The following is a 13,917-nucleotide window of genomic DNA, read 5'->3' as shown; positions in this document are numbered from 1 at the left end:
CTGCCGGTTCGGCCCGCGTCACGGGGCGGCCCCGGCCGGTTCCCGGTCCCGGGTGGGCAGTTCGCGCATCCGCGGGAGGGGCGAGGGCAGCAGCCACAGGACGGCGAAGACGGCGCCCACGGTGGCGATCCACAGGGTGGGGCGGAGCCCGATCGCGGTGCCGAGCACGCCGCCGGCGAGGGCCCCGAGGGGGCGGAAGCCGTGGTTGAGGGTACGGAAGGCGCCCATGACGCGGGCGCGCACGGCGTCGGGGATGAGCGCCATCTGGAAGGATCCGGCGGCCACGTCGACGATCATCACGCCGGCGCAGGACAGGAACTCGGCGGCGAAGAGCACGCCCACGACGAGCGGCAGCGGCCCGTCCGCCGCGGGTATGAGGACCAGCGGCAGGGTGAAGCCGAGGAAGCCGGCGACGAGGGAGCCGCCGATGCCGATCCGGCGGACGACCGCCCCGCTGCACACCGCCCCGAGCAGTCCGCCGACGGCTCCGGTGCCGAGCACCAGACCGAGCAGGCCCGCGCCGAGCCCCAGCTCCCTGGTCACGTAGAGCACGAACAGCGTGTGGAACATGTAGTTGAAGAACTGGACGGTGCCGGAGGCGGCGAAGAGCGCCCGCATCGACGGCTCCCGCAGCACCCACCGCATCCCCTCCGTGAAGTGGCCCTTGGCCACGGGTGCCGGGGCGGGCTCGGCCGGCCGTACCTTCGCCAGGTATCCGGCCGACACCAGGTAGGTGAGGGCGTCCGCGAGCAGCGCCACGGGGGCGGTGAGCACCTGCACGAGGACGCCGCCGATGCCGGGCCCGGCCAGCCAGGCCATCGAACGGCTGCCGTTCACCAGCGAGTTGGCCTGTACGTAGCGCTCGGTCGGGACGAGGGCCACGAAGAGCGTGACGTTGCAGGCCTCGAAGAGCACCGACAGGGCTCCCACCCCGAAGGCGACCGCGTAGAGCTGTCCGAGCGTCAGCAGGTCGAGGGCGTGGGCGACGGGCAGGGTGAGCAGCAGCGCGGCCCGCCCGAGATCCGTGGCGATCATGATTCGGCGGCGGTTCGCCCGCCGGTCGGCCCAGGCCCCGAAGGGCAGGTTGAGCAGCAGGGCCGGGAGGAGTTCGAGGGTCTTGAGCCAGCCCATCTGGGCCGCGTCGGCGCCGAGCACCAGCACGGCGGCGAGGGGCAGGGCCATGAGGGAGATCTGGTCGCCGACGAGCGAGACCGTCTGCCCCGTCCAGTAGCGGCGGAAGGTCCGCTCGCGCAGCAGTTCCGGAAGCCGTGCGGTGAGGGCCATCCCTGCTCACTCCTCGTCTTCGTCGGTGTCCGGGTCCAGATAGGCGATCTTCAGGAAGCTGACGGGCCGGGCGCCCGGGGGCCGGGCCGCCGGGTCCTCCTCGCGGTCGAGGTAGGCCCCGAGCAGGTCGTCGATCCGCTCCCCGAGGGAGGTGAGCTCCTCGGGGGTGAGGTACACCAGGGAGTCGCCGAACAGCTCGGCCTCCCGCCACTCCTTCGGGACGCCCCTCCGGTTCTCCAGGACCTGGGCGAACCGCCCGAAGTAGCGTTCCGCGACGGCCACGTTGAGCTCGTCGGTCGCCTGGGCGACCGACGGGTCGTCGCTGTGTCCGGGCCACTCGGTGTAGCGGGCGGTGGCCTGCCAGGGCTTCTCCCGGCCGCGCCCGCCCGGCGCCTCCTCCACCAGTCCGTACTTGGCGAGTATCCGCAGGTGGTACGAGCAGCTGGCCACCGATTCGCCGGTCAGCTCGGCGGCCCGGGTGGCCGTGAAGGGCCCGTGCCGGCGCAGCAGGCCGACCAGGGTCATCCGCAGCGGGTGGGCGTAGGCCCGCAGGGCCCGGGGGTCGGTCAGCCTGACGCTGTGGGGTGTGGCGCCCTCGGGCCGCGGCGCACTGTTCTCCGGCATGTTCTAAAGCTATCTATAGAAAGATTCCTTTACAAGGACTTCTTTACAAGGGTTCCTTTAGAAGCGTTCCAGGAACCGCTTCCCAAGGAGCCGCCCCCGGCGGGAACCCCCTCCGCCCCGGTCACCACCCCCGCGCCACAGTCACCAGCCCCGCGCCACGGCCACCAGTCCGCTCCCCGCACCGGCCACGGCGACGGCCCCGTCCCGGTCGGTCCGCAGCACCCGCGCCCCACCCGCCCGCAACGCCTCCAGCGTCCGGGGCGACGGATGGCCGTATTCGTTGTCCCTGCCCGCGGAGACCAGCGCCAGCCGCGGCCGCACGGCCGCGGTCAGCCCGGGGTCCTGGTGCGCGGACCCGTGGTGGGCCACCTTCAGGACGTCCACCGCGCCCAGCTCCGGATGCGCCCGCCGCAGGGCCCGCTGCGCCGGCGGCTCCAGATCGCCGAGCAGCAGCACGCTCACCCCGCCCGGCCCACGGACCAACAGCGTGACGCTGGCGTCGTTCGGACCGCCACCCGGCGGCCCCGGCCCCGCCGGCGGCCACAGCACACGCCACTCCAGCGCTCCGATCCGCCTCCGCTCCCCCGGCTCCGCCCGCACCACCGGCACCCCCGCCGCACCCGCCACGCGCCGGACGAACTCCGCCTGCCCGGGCGGCTCGTCGAGCCCCGTGACCTGGATCGCCCCCACGGACCGCCCCCTCAACACCCCCGGCAGACCGGCCACATGATCGGCGTGGAAGTGCGTCAGAACCAGCAACGGCACCTGTCTCACCTCCAGTTCACGCAGACACCGGTCCACCGCCGCCGGATCCGGCCCCGCGTCCACCACCACCCCCGCACCCCTGCCCGCCGCCAGCACCGTGGCGTCCCCCTGGCCGACCTGGCACATCGCGAACACCCAGCCCGGCGGCGGCCAGCCGGAGATCCAGCGCACCAGCGGCACCGGCCGCGCCACCACGAGCACCAGCAGCACCACCACCCCGAGCACCGGCCAGGTCCGGTTGCGCAGCCGCCGCACCCCGGCCACCACCGCGACCGTGAGCAGCGCCAGCGCCGCCCCTCCCCACCAGCCCCCGGGCCACGCCAGCTCCGCCCCCGGCAGCGCCGCCCCCGCCCGGGCCGTCCCGGCGATCCAGCCGGCCGGCCAGCCCGCCACCCACGCCAGGCCCTCCGCACCCGCCGTCCACACCGGCGCCACCGCGAGCGCGGCGAAGCCGAACACCGTCGCGGGCGCCACCGCCAGCTCCGCGAAGAGGTTCGCCGGAATCGCCACCAGACTCATCCGGGCCGCGAAGACCACCACGACCGGCGCGGTCACCGCCTGCGCCGCCAGCGCGGCGGCCAGCGCCTCCGCGAGCCGCCCCGGCACCCCGCGCCGCCGCAGCGCCTCGCTCCACCCCGGCGCCACCAGCAGCAGCGCCCCGGTCGCCACCACCGACAGCAGGAAGCCGTAACTCCGCGCCAGCCAGGGGTCGTACAGCACCAGCAGGAGGACCACCGTGGCCAGCGCCGGAAGCAGCGACCTCCTCCGGCCGGTGGCGATCGCCAGCAGCGCGACCAGCCCGCAGGCCGCCGCCCGCAGCACGCTCGGCTCCGGCCGGCACACGACCACGAACGCCAGCGTGAGCCCCGCCCCCGCCAGCGCGGTACCGCGCAGCGACAGCCCGATCCGGGGCGCGAGCCCGCCCCGCTCCACCTGCCGCGCCCGCCCGGGCCGCCCGACGAGCAGCAGCAGCACGATCGAGAGGTTGCTTCCGGAGACGGCCAGCAAGTGCGTGAGATCCGTGGCCTCGAAGGCGTCCCGCAGCTCGGTGCCGATCCGCGAGGTGTCCCCGACGACCAGGCCGGGAAGCAGCGCCCGCGCGTCCGGGGCCAGCCCGTCGGTCGCCGCGCGCAACCCGGCCCGCAGCCCGCCGGCCGTCCGCTGGAGCCCGCTCGGCGGCCCCACGATCCGCGGCGGCCCCGCCCCGGCCCTGAGCACGGCCGCGTACGGGTCCCCGGGCTCCCGGGGCGGCGCGAAGCGGGCACCGACCCGGAGCCGCGTGGACGGCAGCAGACCCAGCCAGGCGTCCCGCCCCTCCCCCGGAGCCACGATCAGCAGCACCGGCGCACGGGTCCGTACGGCCGCTCCGCCCGCCCGCTCCACCCGGACCACCTCGGCGTCCATCACCACCGACACCGGCACCCTCGCCCGCCCGCTCACCCGGGGCCGGGTGAGCCGGGGGTCCGAGGTCACCGTCACCTCCGCCCAGGCCCGGCCGTACTCCCGCGCCAGGACGGGCACCGGCCCCCGCCGCAGATCGGCCGCGTGCAGCCCCGCCGAAGCGGCACCCGCCGCGGCGCACAGCAACACCCCGGCCCACGCGGTGGCCCGCAGCCGCCACCCCGGCGACCCACCGCCTCCGCCTCCACCACCGCCCGAAGCGGGATCCCGTCCCCCGGTCAGCCACCGCGCACCCGCCGGCGTCAGCGACACCGCCGCCCCGGCCAGACAGAGCCCCACACCGGCGACGGCCCACCAGCCGGCCACCCCCAGCGCCACGGCGGCCGCCGCCCAGGCCGCCAGCGCGGGCGGAACGAGCCGCAGATCGACCGGCTCCTCGCGCCACGCCTCCTCCTCCGCGAGCGCCGCCACCGCGCCCTCCTCCCGCGTCACGGCCGCACCAGCGGCTGGAGGTCCGCGAAGCGCTTCTCGCCGATCCCGTCGACCTCGCGCAGCTCCTCCACCGCACGGAACCCGCCGTGCTCCGTCCGGTGGTCCACGAGCCGCCGCGCGAGCACCGGTCCCACGCCCGGCAGCCCGTCGAACTGCTCGGCCGTCGCCGTGTTGAGGCTCAGCGGCACACCGCTCCCGCCCGGTCCCGGCCCAGCACCACCACCGGACGGCGCTCCGGGCACCCCGACCAGCACCTGCTCACCGTCGAAGAGGACCCGGGCCCGGTTGAGCCCCGTCAGATCCGCTCCCTCCCGCACACCTCCGGCGGCCCGCAGCGCGTCCGCGACCCGCGACCCGGCCGGCAGGGTCAGCACCCCCGGCCTGCGGACCTTCCCTCCCACGTCGACGACGACCTTCGTGGGAGCACCTCCCTCAGGACCGGCACCGGCCGCCGACGCCGACGCGGGCGAAGCCACCACCGGCGCGACCCGGACCAGCTCCGGCGCCCGCACCGGCTCCGGCCGCCCCGCCCAGAAGAAGCCACCCGCCGCACAGGCCGCCACCCCCAGCACCACGGCGAGCGCCGCCAGCGACCTCGGCTCCAGCCCGCACCGCGTCTGCACCCACACCGGCAGCCGCTCCCGCACCGCCGCCCGCCACCGCCGCTCCCCCACCCCACCGGCCGTCGGCACCGAGGGCTCCACTACCGGCGGCTCCGGAACCTGCGGCTCCGGGACCGGCGGCGGAAACAGCGCGTCGCCCCGCTCCCGTACGACGCCCGTCTCGCCCCCGGCCGCCTCCGGCGGTGCCAGAACCCACCGCACCCGGGTCCGCCGCCGCGCCCTCCCGGGCGGCGCCCCCCGACGAGGCCCCGTGGACCCGGGCCCGACCCGGGAACGGGGCAAGGAACCCGAGGAGACCGAAGAACCCGAAGAACCAGAAGAAGCCGAAGAAGTCGAAGAAGCCGTACGAAGATCCATGTCTGCGACGGTAGGGTCCGCCGCCGCCCCGTGCCGTCGCCCTCCGGCTTCTGTGGAGAGCGCCGTACCTGTGGACAACTCCCTCACCCACAAGGGTGAGAGGGCCGGTCTCAGCGCGGGGAGACGACCACCGCGAGCAGCCCCGGCCCCGTGTGCGCGCCGATGACCGCGCCGACCTCGCTGACGTGCAGCTCGTCGATGCCGGGCACCCGCTCCCGAAGGCGTTCGGCCAGCACCTCGGCCCGCTCCGGCGCGGAGAGGTGGTGGACGGCGATGTCGACGGGGCCGGAGCCGGCCTGCTCGACCGCCAGCTCCTCCAGGCGCGCGATCGCCTTCGACGCGGTCCGCACCTTCTCCCGCAGTTCGATGCGGCCCCCGTCGAGTTCGAGGAGCGGCTTCACGGCCAGCGCGGACCCGAGCAGCGCCTGCGCCGTCCCGATCCGGCCGCCCCGGCGCAGATAGTCCAGGGTGTCGACGTAGAAGTAGGCGGAGGTGTCCCCGGCGCGCTTCTCGGCCGCGGCGACCGCCTCCTCCAGCGAGCCGCCGGACTCCACGACCTCCGCCGCCGCGAGGGCGCAGAAGCCGAGGGCCATCCCGATCATGCGGGTGTCCACGACCCGTACGGGGACGGGCGCGTCCTTCGCCGCGAGCACGGCGGCGTCATAGGTGCCCGAGACCTCGGCGGAGAGGTGGAGGGAGACGATCCCGCGCGCGCCCGCCTCCGCGGCCTCCCGGTAGGCGGCGGCGAAGACCTCGGGGCTGGGCCGGGAGGTGGTGACGGAGCGCCGCTTCTGCAGCGCCTCGGCGAGCGATCTGGCCGAGATCTCGCTGCCCTCCAGGAGGGCGCGGTCGCCGATGACGACGGTCAGCGGGACCGCGGTGATGGCGTGCCGCTCCATCGTCTGGGGTGGCAGGTAGGCCGTTGAATCGGTGACGATCGCGACATGCCGGGACATGAGCGGGAGGTTACCCGCAGCGACCGCCGCTCGGCAGCCCGGCCCCGGCCGGAGACCGCCGGGCGAGCCGTCGGGAGACCCGCGCGGCCCCGCCGGCGGTCGTCCGGTGGTCAGCCGGCGGACTCCGGACGGGCCGTCTTCTCCCACGGGTACGGGGTGGCCCGGGGGTCGGGCGCGGTGATGGCCTGCGGCGTCTCCCCGGCCCGCGGCTGCGCCTCCGGCGCGGGGGCCGACTCGTACCAGGCCGTCTGCGCGGCCTCCGAGCCGGCGGCGGCCGCTCCCGCGTCGTCGGTGGTGGTCCAGTGGCGCAGCGCGCCCGTCTCGACGTCGATCTGGGCGCTCAGCGTCTCCAGGTCGTCCTCGGCGAAGCGCCGGGCCCGGTCACGGGCGGCCTGCCGCAGCGCGTCGGCCGAGCCGGTGATCCGCTCGGTCCGGACGGTGAGCTCCGGCAGCTGCCCGGCCACGTACGCCTTGTCCGGCTCCCGCTCCAGGCGCTTGAGGTCCTCGTCCAGTTCGCGTCCATGGGCGCTGAGCCGGGCGAAGAGGTCGAGGGACTCCCGCAGCGAGGCGTCCTCGACGGCTCCCGCCTGGAGCGCGTCCTGGGTGGCGCGCATCGAGGAGCGCAGCGAGAGCCGCAGCTTGGCCAGCTCGGCGGCGACGCCGACCTGGCCGAAGCTCTTGGCCCGCAGAGTGGTGTCCTCGACGGTGCGGCGGGCCTGGTCGAGGGTCCGGTCGACGCCGCGCTTGGCCGCCTTGGCCACCTTCACCGTGGCGTAGACCCCGAGCGCCACGAACGAGAGGAAGAGCAGCACCAGGATCGTGACAATCGTGGCGTCCATATGCGTCGCTCCTCAGGCTCCGTCGGCGTCCCACGGCTGTGGTCCTCCCACGGTAAACGGAACGGGCAGGCTGGAGGTTCCATCGGAACCCCCAACCTGCCCGTAGGGGAAACCCCTGGGTCCGTCGCGGCACTCAGGCCACGATGTTCACCAGCTTCGGCGCGCGCACGATCACCTTGCGGATCTCGGCACCGCCGAGGGCCGCGACGACGTGCGGGTCGGCCAGGGCCAGCGCCTCCAGCTCGGCGTCGGAGATCGACGGGGAGACCTCCAGGCGGGCCCTGACCTTGCCCTTGATCTGCACGACGCAGGTCACGGCCTCGTCGACCACGTACGCCGGGTCGGCGACCGGGAAGTCCTGGTGGACGACCGAGTCGGTGTGGCCCAGGCGGCGCCACAGCTCCTCCGCGATGTGCGGGGCGAGCGGGGCGACCAGCAGCACCAGCTGCTCGGCGACCGGGCGGGAGACCGCGCCGCCCGACTTGGTCAGGTGGTTGTTCAGCTCGGTGATCTTGGCGATCGCCGTGTTGAAGCGCATCCCGGCCATGTCCTGGGCGACGCCGTCGATCGCCTTGTGCAGGGCGCGCAGCGTGTCGTCGTCGGGCGCGGTGTCGACGACGGTGGCCTCGCCGGTCGCCTCGTCGACGATGTTGCGCCACAGGCGCTGGAGCAGCCGGTACTGGCCGACCACGGCACGGGTGTCCCAGGGACGGGAGACGTCCAGGGGGCCCATCGCCATCTCGTACAGGCGCAGGGTGTCGGCGCCGTACTCGACGCAGATCTCGTCCGGCGTGACGGCGTTCTTCAGGGACTTGCCCATCTTGCCGAGGACGCGGCTGACCTTCTCGCCCTCGTACCAGTAGGCGCCGTCGCGCTCCTCGACCTCGGCGGCCGGCACCGCGATGCCGCGGGCGTCGCGGTAGACGAAGGCCTGGATCATGCCCTGGTTGTAGAGCTTGTGGAAGGGCTCGGCCGAGGAGATGTGGCCCAGGTCGAAGAGGATCTTGGACCAGAAGCGGGCGTACAGCAGGTGGAGCACGGCGTGCTCGGCGCCGCCGACGTACAGGTCGACGCCACCGGTCGGCATGCCTTCGCGCGGGCCCATCCAGTACTGCTCGACGGCCGGGTCGACCAGCTTCCGGTCGTTGTGCGGGTCGAGGTAGCGCAGCTCGTACCAGCAGGAACCGGCCCAGTTGGGCATGGTGTTGGTCTCGCGGCGGTACTTCTTCGGCCCGTCGCCCAGGTCGAGGGTGACGTTGACCCAGTCCTCGTTGCGGGACAGCGGGGTCTCCGGCCGGGTGTCGGCGTCCTCCGGGTCGAAGGTCCGCGGCGAGTAGTCCTCGACCTCGGGCAGCTCCAGCGGGAGCATCGACTCGGGCAGCGCGTGGGCCACGCCGTCCTCGTCGTAGACGATCGGGAAGGGCTCGCCCCAGTACCGCTGGCGGCTGAACAGCCAGTCGCGGAGGCGGAAGTTGACGGTGCCCTCGCCGATGCCGCGGTCGGCCAGCCAGGCGGTGATCTTCTCCTTGGCGGCGACGACGCCCAGGCCGTCCAGGGAGATCTCGTCGTTGGCGGAGTTGACCAGCTTCGCCTCGTACGAGGCGAAGGCGTCGTCCCAGGTGGCGGGGTCGGTGCCGCGGTCGTCGCTCGGCTCGACGACGCAGCGCATCGGCAGCTCGAAGGCACGGGCGAAGGCGAAGTCGCGGGTGTCGTGGGCGGGGACGGCCATGATGGCGCCGGTGCCGTAGCCCATGAGGACGTAGTCGGCGATGAAGACGGGGACCCGCTCGCCGCTGACCGGGTTGGTCGCGTACGCGCCGGTGAAGACGCCGGTCTTCTCCTTGGCGTCGGCCTGCCGCTCCACGTCGGACTTGGAGGCGGCCTGCTTGCGGTAGGCGTCGACGGCCTCGGAGGGCGTGGCGTGTCCGCCGGTCCACACGTCGTGGGTGCCCTCGGGCCAGGCGGCCGGGACGATCTTCTCGACCAGGTCGTGCTCGGGGGCCAGCACCATGTAGGTGGCGCCGAAGAGGGTGTCCTGGCGGGTGGTGAAGACGGTGATGGCACCGGTGTCGCCGACCTGGAAGTCGACGCGGGCGCCCTCGGAGCGGCCGATCCAGTTGCGCTGCTGCAGCTTGATGGCCTCGGGCCAGTCCAGGCCGTCGAGGTCGTCCAGCAGACGGTCCGCGTAGGCGGTGATGCGCATGTTCCACTGGCGCAGCTTGGACTTGAAGACGGGGAAGTTGCCGCGCTCGGAGCGTCCGTCGGCGGTGACCTCCTCGTTGGCGAGGACGGTGCCCAGGCCGGGGCACCAGTTGACCGGCGCCTCGGAGGCGTACGCCAGGCGGTACTCGCCCAGGACCTCGGTGCGCTCGGCGGCGGACAGCTCGGACCACGCGCGCGTGGTGCCGGGGATCTCGCGGGTGCCGTTCTCGAACTGCTCGATCAGCTCGGCGATCGGGCGGGCCTTGGCGGCCTCGGTGTCGTACCAGGAGTTGTAGATCTGCAGGAAGATCCACTGGGTCCACTTGTAGTAGTCCGGGTCGATCGTGGCGAACGACCGGCGCTTGTCGTGGCCCAGGCCCAGCCGGCGCAGCTGGGCCTTCATGTTCTCCATGTTGGCCTCGGTGGACACGCGCGGGTGCGTGCCGGTCTGCACGGCGTACTGCTCGGCGGGCAGGCCGAAGGCGTCGAAGCCGAGGGTGTGGAGCACGTTGTGGCCGGTCATGCGCGCGTGGCGGGCGAAGACGTCCGTGGCGATGTAGCCGAGCGGGTGGCCGACGTGCAGGCCCGCACCGGAGGGGTACGGGAACATGTCCATGATGAACTTCTTGGGCCGGGCGGCGACCTCGGGGTCGCCCGCCAGGTCGCCGGAGGGGTTCGGCGCCTCGTAGGTGCCCTCGGCGTCCCAGACGTCCTGCCAGCGTGCCTCGATGTCGGCGGCCATGGCCGCCGTGTAGCGATGCGGGGCCGCCGTCTCGGCGGCCGTGTTGATCTCGGTCATGGTCCTAGAAGCTCCATCGATCGTCTCTGCCCACTGCCACGAACTGCCACGAAATGAAAAATCCCCTCGCACAGGAGGGGACGCCGCGCCGACTCCGACGGGGTTTCTTCCGCCCGTCGGGACTGGTCAGCGCGGCTCGATAAGCAGGAGGCGTACGGCACGCATGGCGCCAGGGTACCGCAGGGCTCACAGGGGCCGCAGCGACGTCCGCGGTGCGGCCGGGAACGACGAAAGCGGGCCATCCTGTCCGGATGACCCGCTTCTGTCGTCTGTGGAGCTAAGGAGAATTGAACTCCTGACCTCCTGCATGCCATGCAGGCGCTCTACCAACTGAGCTATAGCCCCTCACGTGCGGCGTTCAGCCTACCGCAGAAGCGCGGAGAGCCATCCGGTATGGGATGGCCCGTCTGCCTTCTGTGGAGCTAAGGAGAATTGAACTCCTGACCTCCTGCATGCCATGCAGGCGCTCTACCAACTGAGCTATAGCCCCTCGTGATCGTCTCCGCCCGGCTCCCTCTCGGGCTTCCTCGCGGCGACGGACAGAACAGTAACCGGCCGCCGGGCAGATCTCCAAATCCGTTTCTCCGGTCCTGTCGGGGGCTCCGGGTAGGGTCGCCCCCTGTGTCCCCCTCCGCACCTTCCCCCTCCCCGTCCCGCGCCCGGCCGTGGCCCCTGGTCGCCGCCGCGGCGGTCTGTCTGGTCTCGTTCGCGGCCTTCTGGGTGGCGCAGCGCGTCGCCCACGTGAACATGCTCGACGTGATGGTCTACCGGGCCGAGGCCGAGACCCTGCGGGCCGGCGGCGACCTGTACGCGATGCGCGCCACCTCGGCGAACCTGGCGATGACCTATCCGCCGCTCGCCGCCGTGCTGTTCCTGCCGCTGACCCTGGTGGACGTCCCCCTGATGCGGACGCTCTCCACGGCGGGGAACCTGCTGCTGGTGCTGGGCCTGGTGCGGCTCTCGCTCCAGCTGGTCCGGCCGGCGCTCGCCTCGCCCGCGCGGCGGGCCGACCTGTGGCGTACGACGCTGTGGGTCGCGGCGGCCGTGGTCTGGTGCGAGCCGGTGTGGACGACCCTGCGCTACGGGCAGATCAACCTGCTGGTCGCGGTGGCCGTGCTGTGGGACTTCACCCGTCGCGAGGGCAGCCGCCGGGCTGGCCTCGGCATCGGCCTGGCGACCGCGGTGAAACTCACACCGGGCCTCTTCGTGGTGCTGCTCCTCGTCGCGGGCCTGCTGCTGTGGCGGCGGGACCGGGGCATGAACCAGTGGCTGCGCACCGCGCTGACTGCCACCGGCGTCTTCCTGGTCACGACGCTGGCCATGGTGGTGGCGCTGCCCGCGGACTCGAAGACCTTCTGGACGCGGACGCTGTTCGAGACGGGCCGGGTCGGGCACGCCGAGGAGACCGCCAACCAGTCCCTGAGCGGCGTCCTCGCCCGGCTGATGCACACGGACGCGCCCGGCCTGTGGTGGCTGACGGCGGCGGTCCTGCTGGGCGGCGCGGCGATGGCGCTCGCGGTACGGGCGGCGGTGCGCGGCGACAAGGCGGTGGCCGTGGTCGTCACCGCGTTCACGGCGCTGATGGTCTCGCCGATCTCCTGGTCCCACCACTGGGTCTGGTGCGTGCCCCTGCTGATCCTGCTGTACGACCGCGCCACGCGCGCGTGGCCGGTGACGGGCGCGGTGGCGCTCGCCTTCGCGTCGTTCGCGCTGTGGTGGGTGCCGCACGACCCGGGGCGCCCCGAACTCGACCAGAACGCGGGCCAGATGCTGCTGTCGGCGGTCTATCCGCTCACGGCGACGGCGGTCTTCGCCGGGTACGCGCTGGCGGTGCGGCGGACGCGCCGGACGGGCGCCGAGAAGGCTCCGGACGCGCCCCGGGAGGCCGGCGCCGTCCGGGAGCCCCGGACGGCCGCGCGTCAGGCCGTGGCGAAGGAGTAGAACCGCTTGAGGGTGCAGTGCTCGTCGAGGAGCCGGCCGTAGATCGGCTCCCCTTCGAGTTCGCGGTAGGTCTCGATCGGGTCGCCTTTTATGATCAGCGCCCGCGCGCACTCCTCGCACCAGTACTGGTAGTCGGGGTTGACGGGGTCCATGTCCCGCACGATGGGCGTGCCGCTGCCGCACCAGTCGCACTTCCGCCTGTGCGCACCCAAAGGCCACCCTCCCGCTCCGGACCTGGTCCCCCTCCGGCCGTCCGATTCTGCCATGGCCGGGCGGCGGCCCAGAAGTGACAGAACGACAGATCCCGCCCCCCTGATGGGGGACGGGATCCGGTGACTGTGGAGCTAAGGAGAATTGAACTCCTGACCTCCTGCATGCCATGCAGGCGCTCTACCAACTGAGCTATAGCCCCTCGTGTTCTTCACGCTCAGCGCTGCGAACAAGAAGAACTTTAGCCTGTGACCTGCCGGAAAGTGAAATCCGGGCCCTGGGGCCCGGTCCGGGGTCGTCAGGTGTCGTCGCCGAGGACCGGCTCGGGCAGCGAGCCGGCGTTGTGCTCCAGGAGGCGCCAGCCGCGCGCGCCCTCGCCGAGGACGGACCAGGAGCAGTTGGAGAGGCCGCCCAGCCCCTCCCAGTGGTGGGGTTCCAGGCCGAGGAGCCGCCCGATGGCGGTCCGGATGGTGCCGCCGTGGCTGACCACGACCAGGGTGCCGTCCTGCGGGAGCTTGTCGGCGTGCTCCAGGATCACGGGGGCGGCCCGGTCGGCCACCTCGGTCTCCAGCTCGCCGCCGCCCCGGCGCACCGGCTCGCCGCGCTTCCACGCGGCGTACTGCTCGCCGAACCGCGCGACGATCTCGTCGTGCGTGAGCCCCTGCCACTCCCCCGCGTACGTCTCGCGCAGCGCGGCGTCGTGGGCGACGGCCAGACCGGTGAGGGCGGCCAGCTCGGCGGCGGTGGCCGCCGTCCGACTCAGGTCGGAGGCCACGATCGCGTCGGGGCGGAGGGCGGCGAGCAGCCGGGCGGCCCGGCGGGCCTGGTGGACGCCGGCTTCCGTGAGCTCGATGTCGGTCGAGCCCTGGAAGCGGCGCTCCAGGTTCCAGGCGGTCTGGCCGTGGCGCCACAGGACGATGCGGCGACCGGCGCCGGTCTTGGGGGCGCTCAGCTCAGCTCACCGTCCGTCCTGTCGAGGTCGGCGCCGGTCAGCGCCGCGTGCTCGGCGGCCTTGCCGCGGGTCTTGAGGGCGTCCTCGGGCAGGGGCAGCTCGGGGCAGTCCTTCCACAGCCGCTCCAGGGCGTAGAAGACCCGCTCCTCGCTGTGCTGCACGTGGACGACGATGTCGACGTAGTCGAGGAGGATCCAGCGGGCGTCGCGGTCGCCCTCGCGGCGCACCGGCTTGGCGCCGAGCTCCTTCTGGAGCCGCTCCTCGATCTCCTCGGCGATCGACTTGACCTGGCGGTCGTTGGGCGCGGAGGCGAGCAGGAAGGCGTCGGTGATCGACAGCACGTCGCTGACGTCGTACGCGATGATGTCGTGGGCGAGCCGGTCGGCCGCCGCCTGGGCGGCGGTGCTGACGAGCTCGATGGAGCGGTCCGTGGCGGTCACAAGCAGGCTTTCGTCGGCGGTCCAGTACCCCT

The 13,917-nt window shown here is 73.4% G+C and carries 11 protein-coding genes and 3 tRNA genes; 1 reads left to right on the top strand and 13 read right to left on the bottom strand.

The window, feature by feature from the left end; translation table 11 throughout:
• Nucleotides 1-18: 18 nt before the first annotated feature.
• The 9 genes from ACF1ED_RS19885 to ACF1ED_RS19845 form a co-directional block, all read right to left on the bottom strand.
• Entirely contained in the window at nt 19-1,284 is a 1,266-nt protein-coding gene (locus tag ACF1ED_RS19885) for an MFS transporter (RefSeq protein WP_391762126.1), read from the bottom strand.
• 6 nt (nt 1,285-1,290) lie between these two features.
• Nucleotides 1,291-1,908, bottom strand: coding sequence for a winged helix-turn-helix domain-containing protein (locus tag ACF1ED_RS19880; protein ID WP_391762124.1), 618 nt, complete (start codon nt 1,906-1,908; stop codon nt 1,291-1,293).
• A 141-nt stretch (nt 1,909-2,049) separates the two neighbouring features.
• Nucleotides 2,050-4,566 (bottom strand): ComEC/Rec2 family competence protein, encoded by a 2,517-nt coding sequence (locus ACF1ED_RS19875; RefSeq protein WP_391762122.1) that lies wholly within the window; start codon nt 4,564-4,566, stop codon nt 2,050-2,052.
• Nucleotides 4,563-5,258 (bottom strand): helix-hairpin-helix domain-containing protein, encoded by a 696-nt coding sequence (locus tag ACF1ED_RS19870; RefSeq protein ID WP_391762120.1) that lies wholly within the window; start codon nt 5,256-5,258, stop codon nt 4,563-4,565. The genes ACF1ED_RS19875 and ACF1ED_RS19870 overlap by 4 nt, the downstream gene beginning before the upstream one ends.
• 398 nt (nt 5,259-5,656) lie before the next feature.
• Nucleotides 5,657-6,502, bottom strand: a complete 846-nt coding sequence (locus tag ACF1ED_RS19865) for a DegV family protein (protein WP_391762118.1) — start codon at nt 6,500-6,502, stop codon at nt 5,657-5,659.
• A 110-nt stretch (nt 6,503-6,612) separates the two neighbouring features.
• The gene (locus ACF1ED_RS19860; protein WP_391762116.1) at nt 6,613-7,341 is read right to left on the bottom strand and encodes a hypothetical protein; all 729 of its coding nucleotides are present in this window, start codon (nt 7,339-7,341) and stop codon (nt 6,613-6,615) included.
• A 133-nt stretch (nt 7,342-7,474) separates the two neighbouring features.
• Nucleotides 7,475-10,342: a leucine--tRNA ligase gene (gene leuS / locus ACF1ED_RS19855; protein ID WP_391762114.1), complete on the bottom strand. Its 2,868-nt coding sequence runs from the start codon at nt 10,340-10,342 to the stop codon at nt 7,475-7,477.
• A gap of 272 nt (nt 10,343-10,614) precedes the next feature.
• Nucleotides 10,615-10,687, bottom strand: a tRNA-Ala gene (locus tag ACF1ED_RS19850).
• Between the two features lie 72 nt (nt 10,688-10,759).
• Nucleotides 10,760-10,832: transfer RNA gene (locus ACF1ED_RS19845), tRNA-Ala, on the bottom strand.
• A 131-nt stretch (nt 10,833-10,963) separates the two neighbouring features.
• Between ACF1ED_RS19845 and ACF1ED_RS19840 the strand changes: the two genes are divergently transcribed.
• Nucleotides 10,964-12,283: a glycosyltransferase 87 family protein gene (locus tag ACF1ED_RS19840; RefSeq protein ID WP_391762112.1), complete on the top strand. Its 1,320-nt coding sequence runs from the start codon at nt 10,964-10,966 to the stop codon at nt 12,281-12,283.
• Here the strand turns inward: ACF1ED_RS19840 and ACF1ED_RS19835 are convergent.
• The 4 genes from ACF1ED_RS19835 to rsfS form a co-directional block, all read right to left on the bottom strand.
• Entirely contained in the window at nt 12,262-12,495 is a 234-nt protein-coding gene (locus tag ACF1ED_RS19835; protein WP_030494108.1) for a hypothetical protein, read from the bottom strand. The two genes, ACF1ED_RS19840 and ACF1ED_RS19835, sit on opposite strands and share 22 nt — an antisense overlap.
• Before the next feature lie 127 nt (nt 12,496-12,622).
• A tRNA-Ala gene (locus ACF1ED_RS19830) sits at nt 12,623-12,695 on the bottom strand.
• A gap of 96 nt (nt 12,696-12,791) precedes the next feature.
• Nucleotides 12,792-13,445, bottom strand: coding sequence for a histidine phosphatase family protein (locus ACF1ED_RS19825; RefSeq protein WP_391762406.1), 654 nt, complete (start codon nt 13,443-13,445; stop codon nt 12,792-12,794).
• Entirely contained in the window at nt 13,442-13,885 is a 444-nt protein-coding gene (rsfS, locus tag ACF1ED_RS19820) for a ribosome silencing factor (protein ID WP_391762110.1), read from the bottom strand. Before rsfS ends, ACF1ED_RS19825 begins: the two co-directional genes overlap by 4 nt.
• Nucleotides 13,886-13,917: the final 32 nt, after the last annotated feature.

The sequence above is a fragment of the Streptomyces sp. NPDC014656 genome, from assembly GCF_043084305.1.
GTDB lineage: Bacteria > Actinomycetota > Actinomycetes > Streptomycetales > Streptomycetaceae > Streptomyces.
This window is presented reverse-complemented; position numbering and strand designations above follow the sequence as displayed.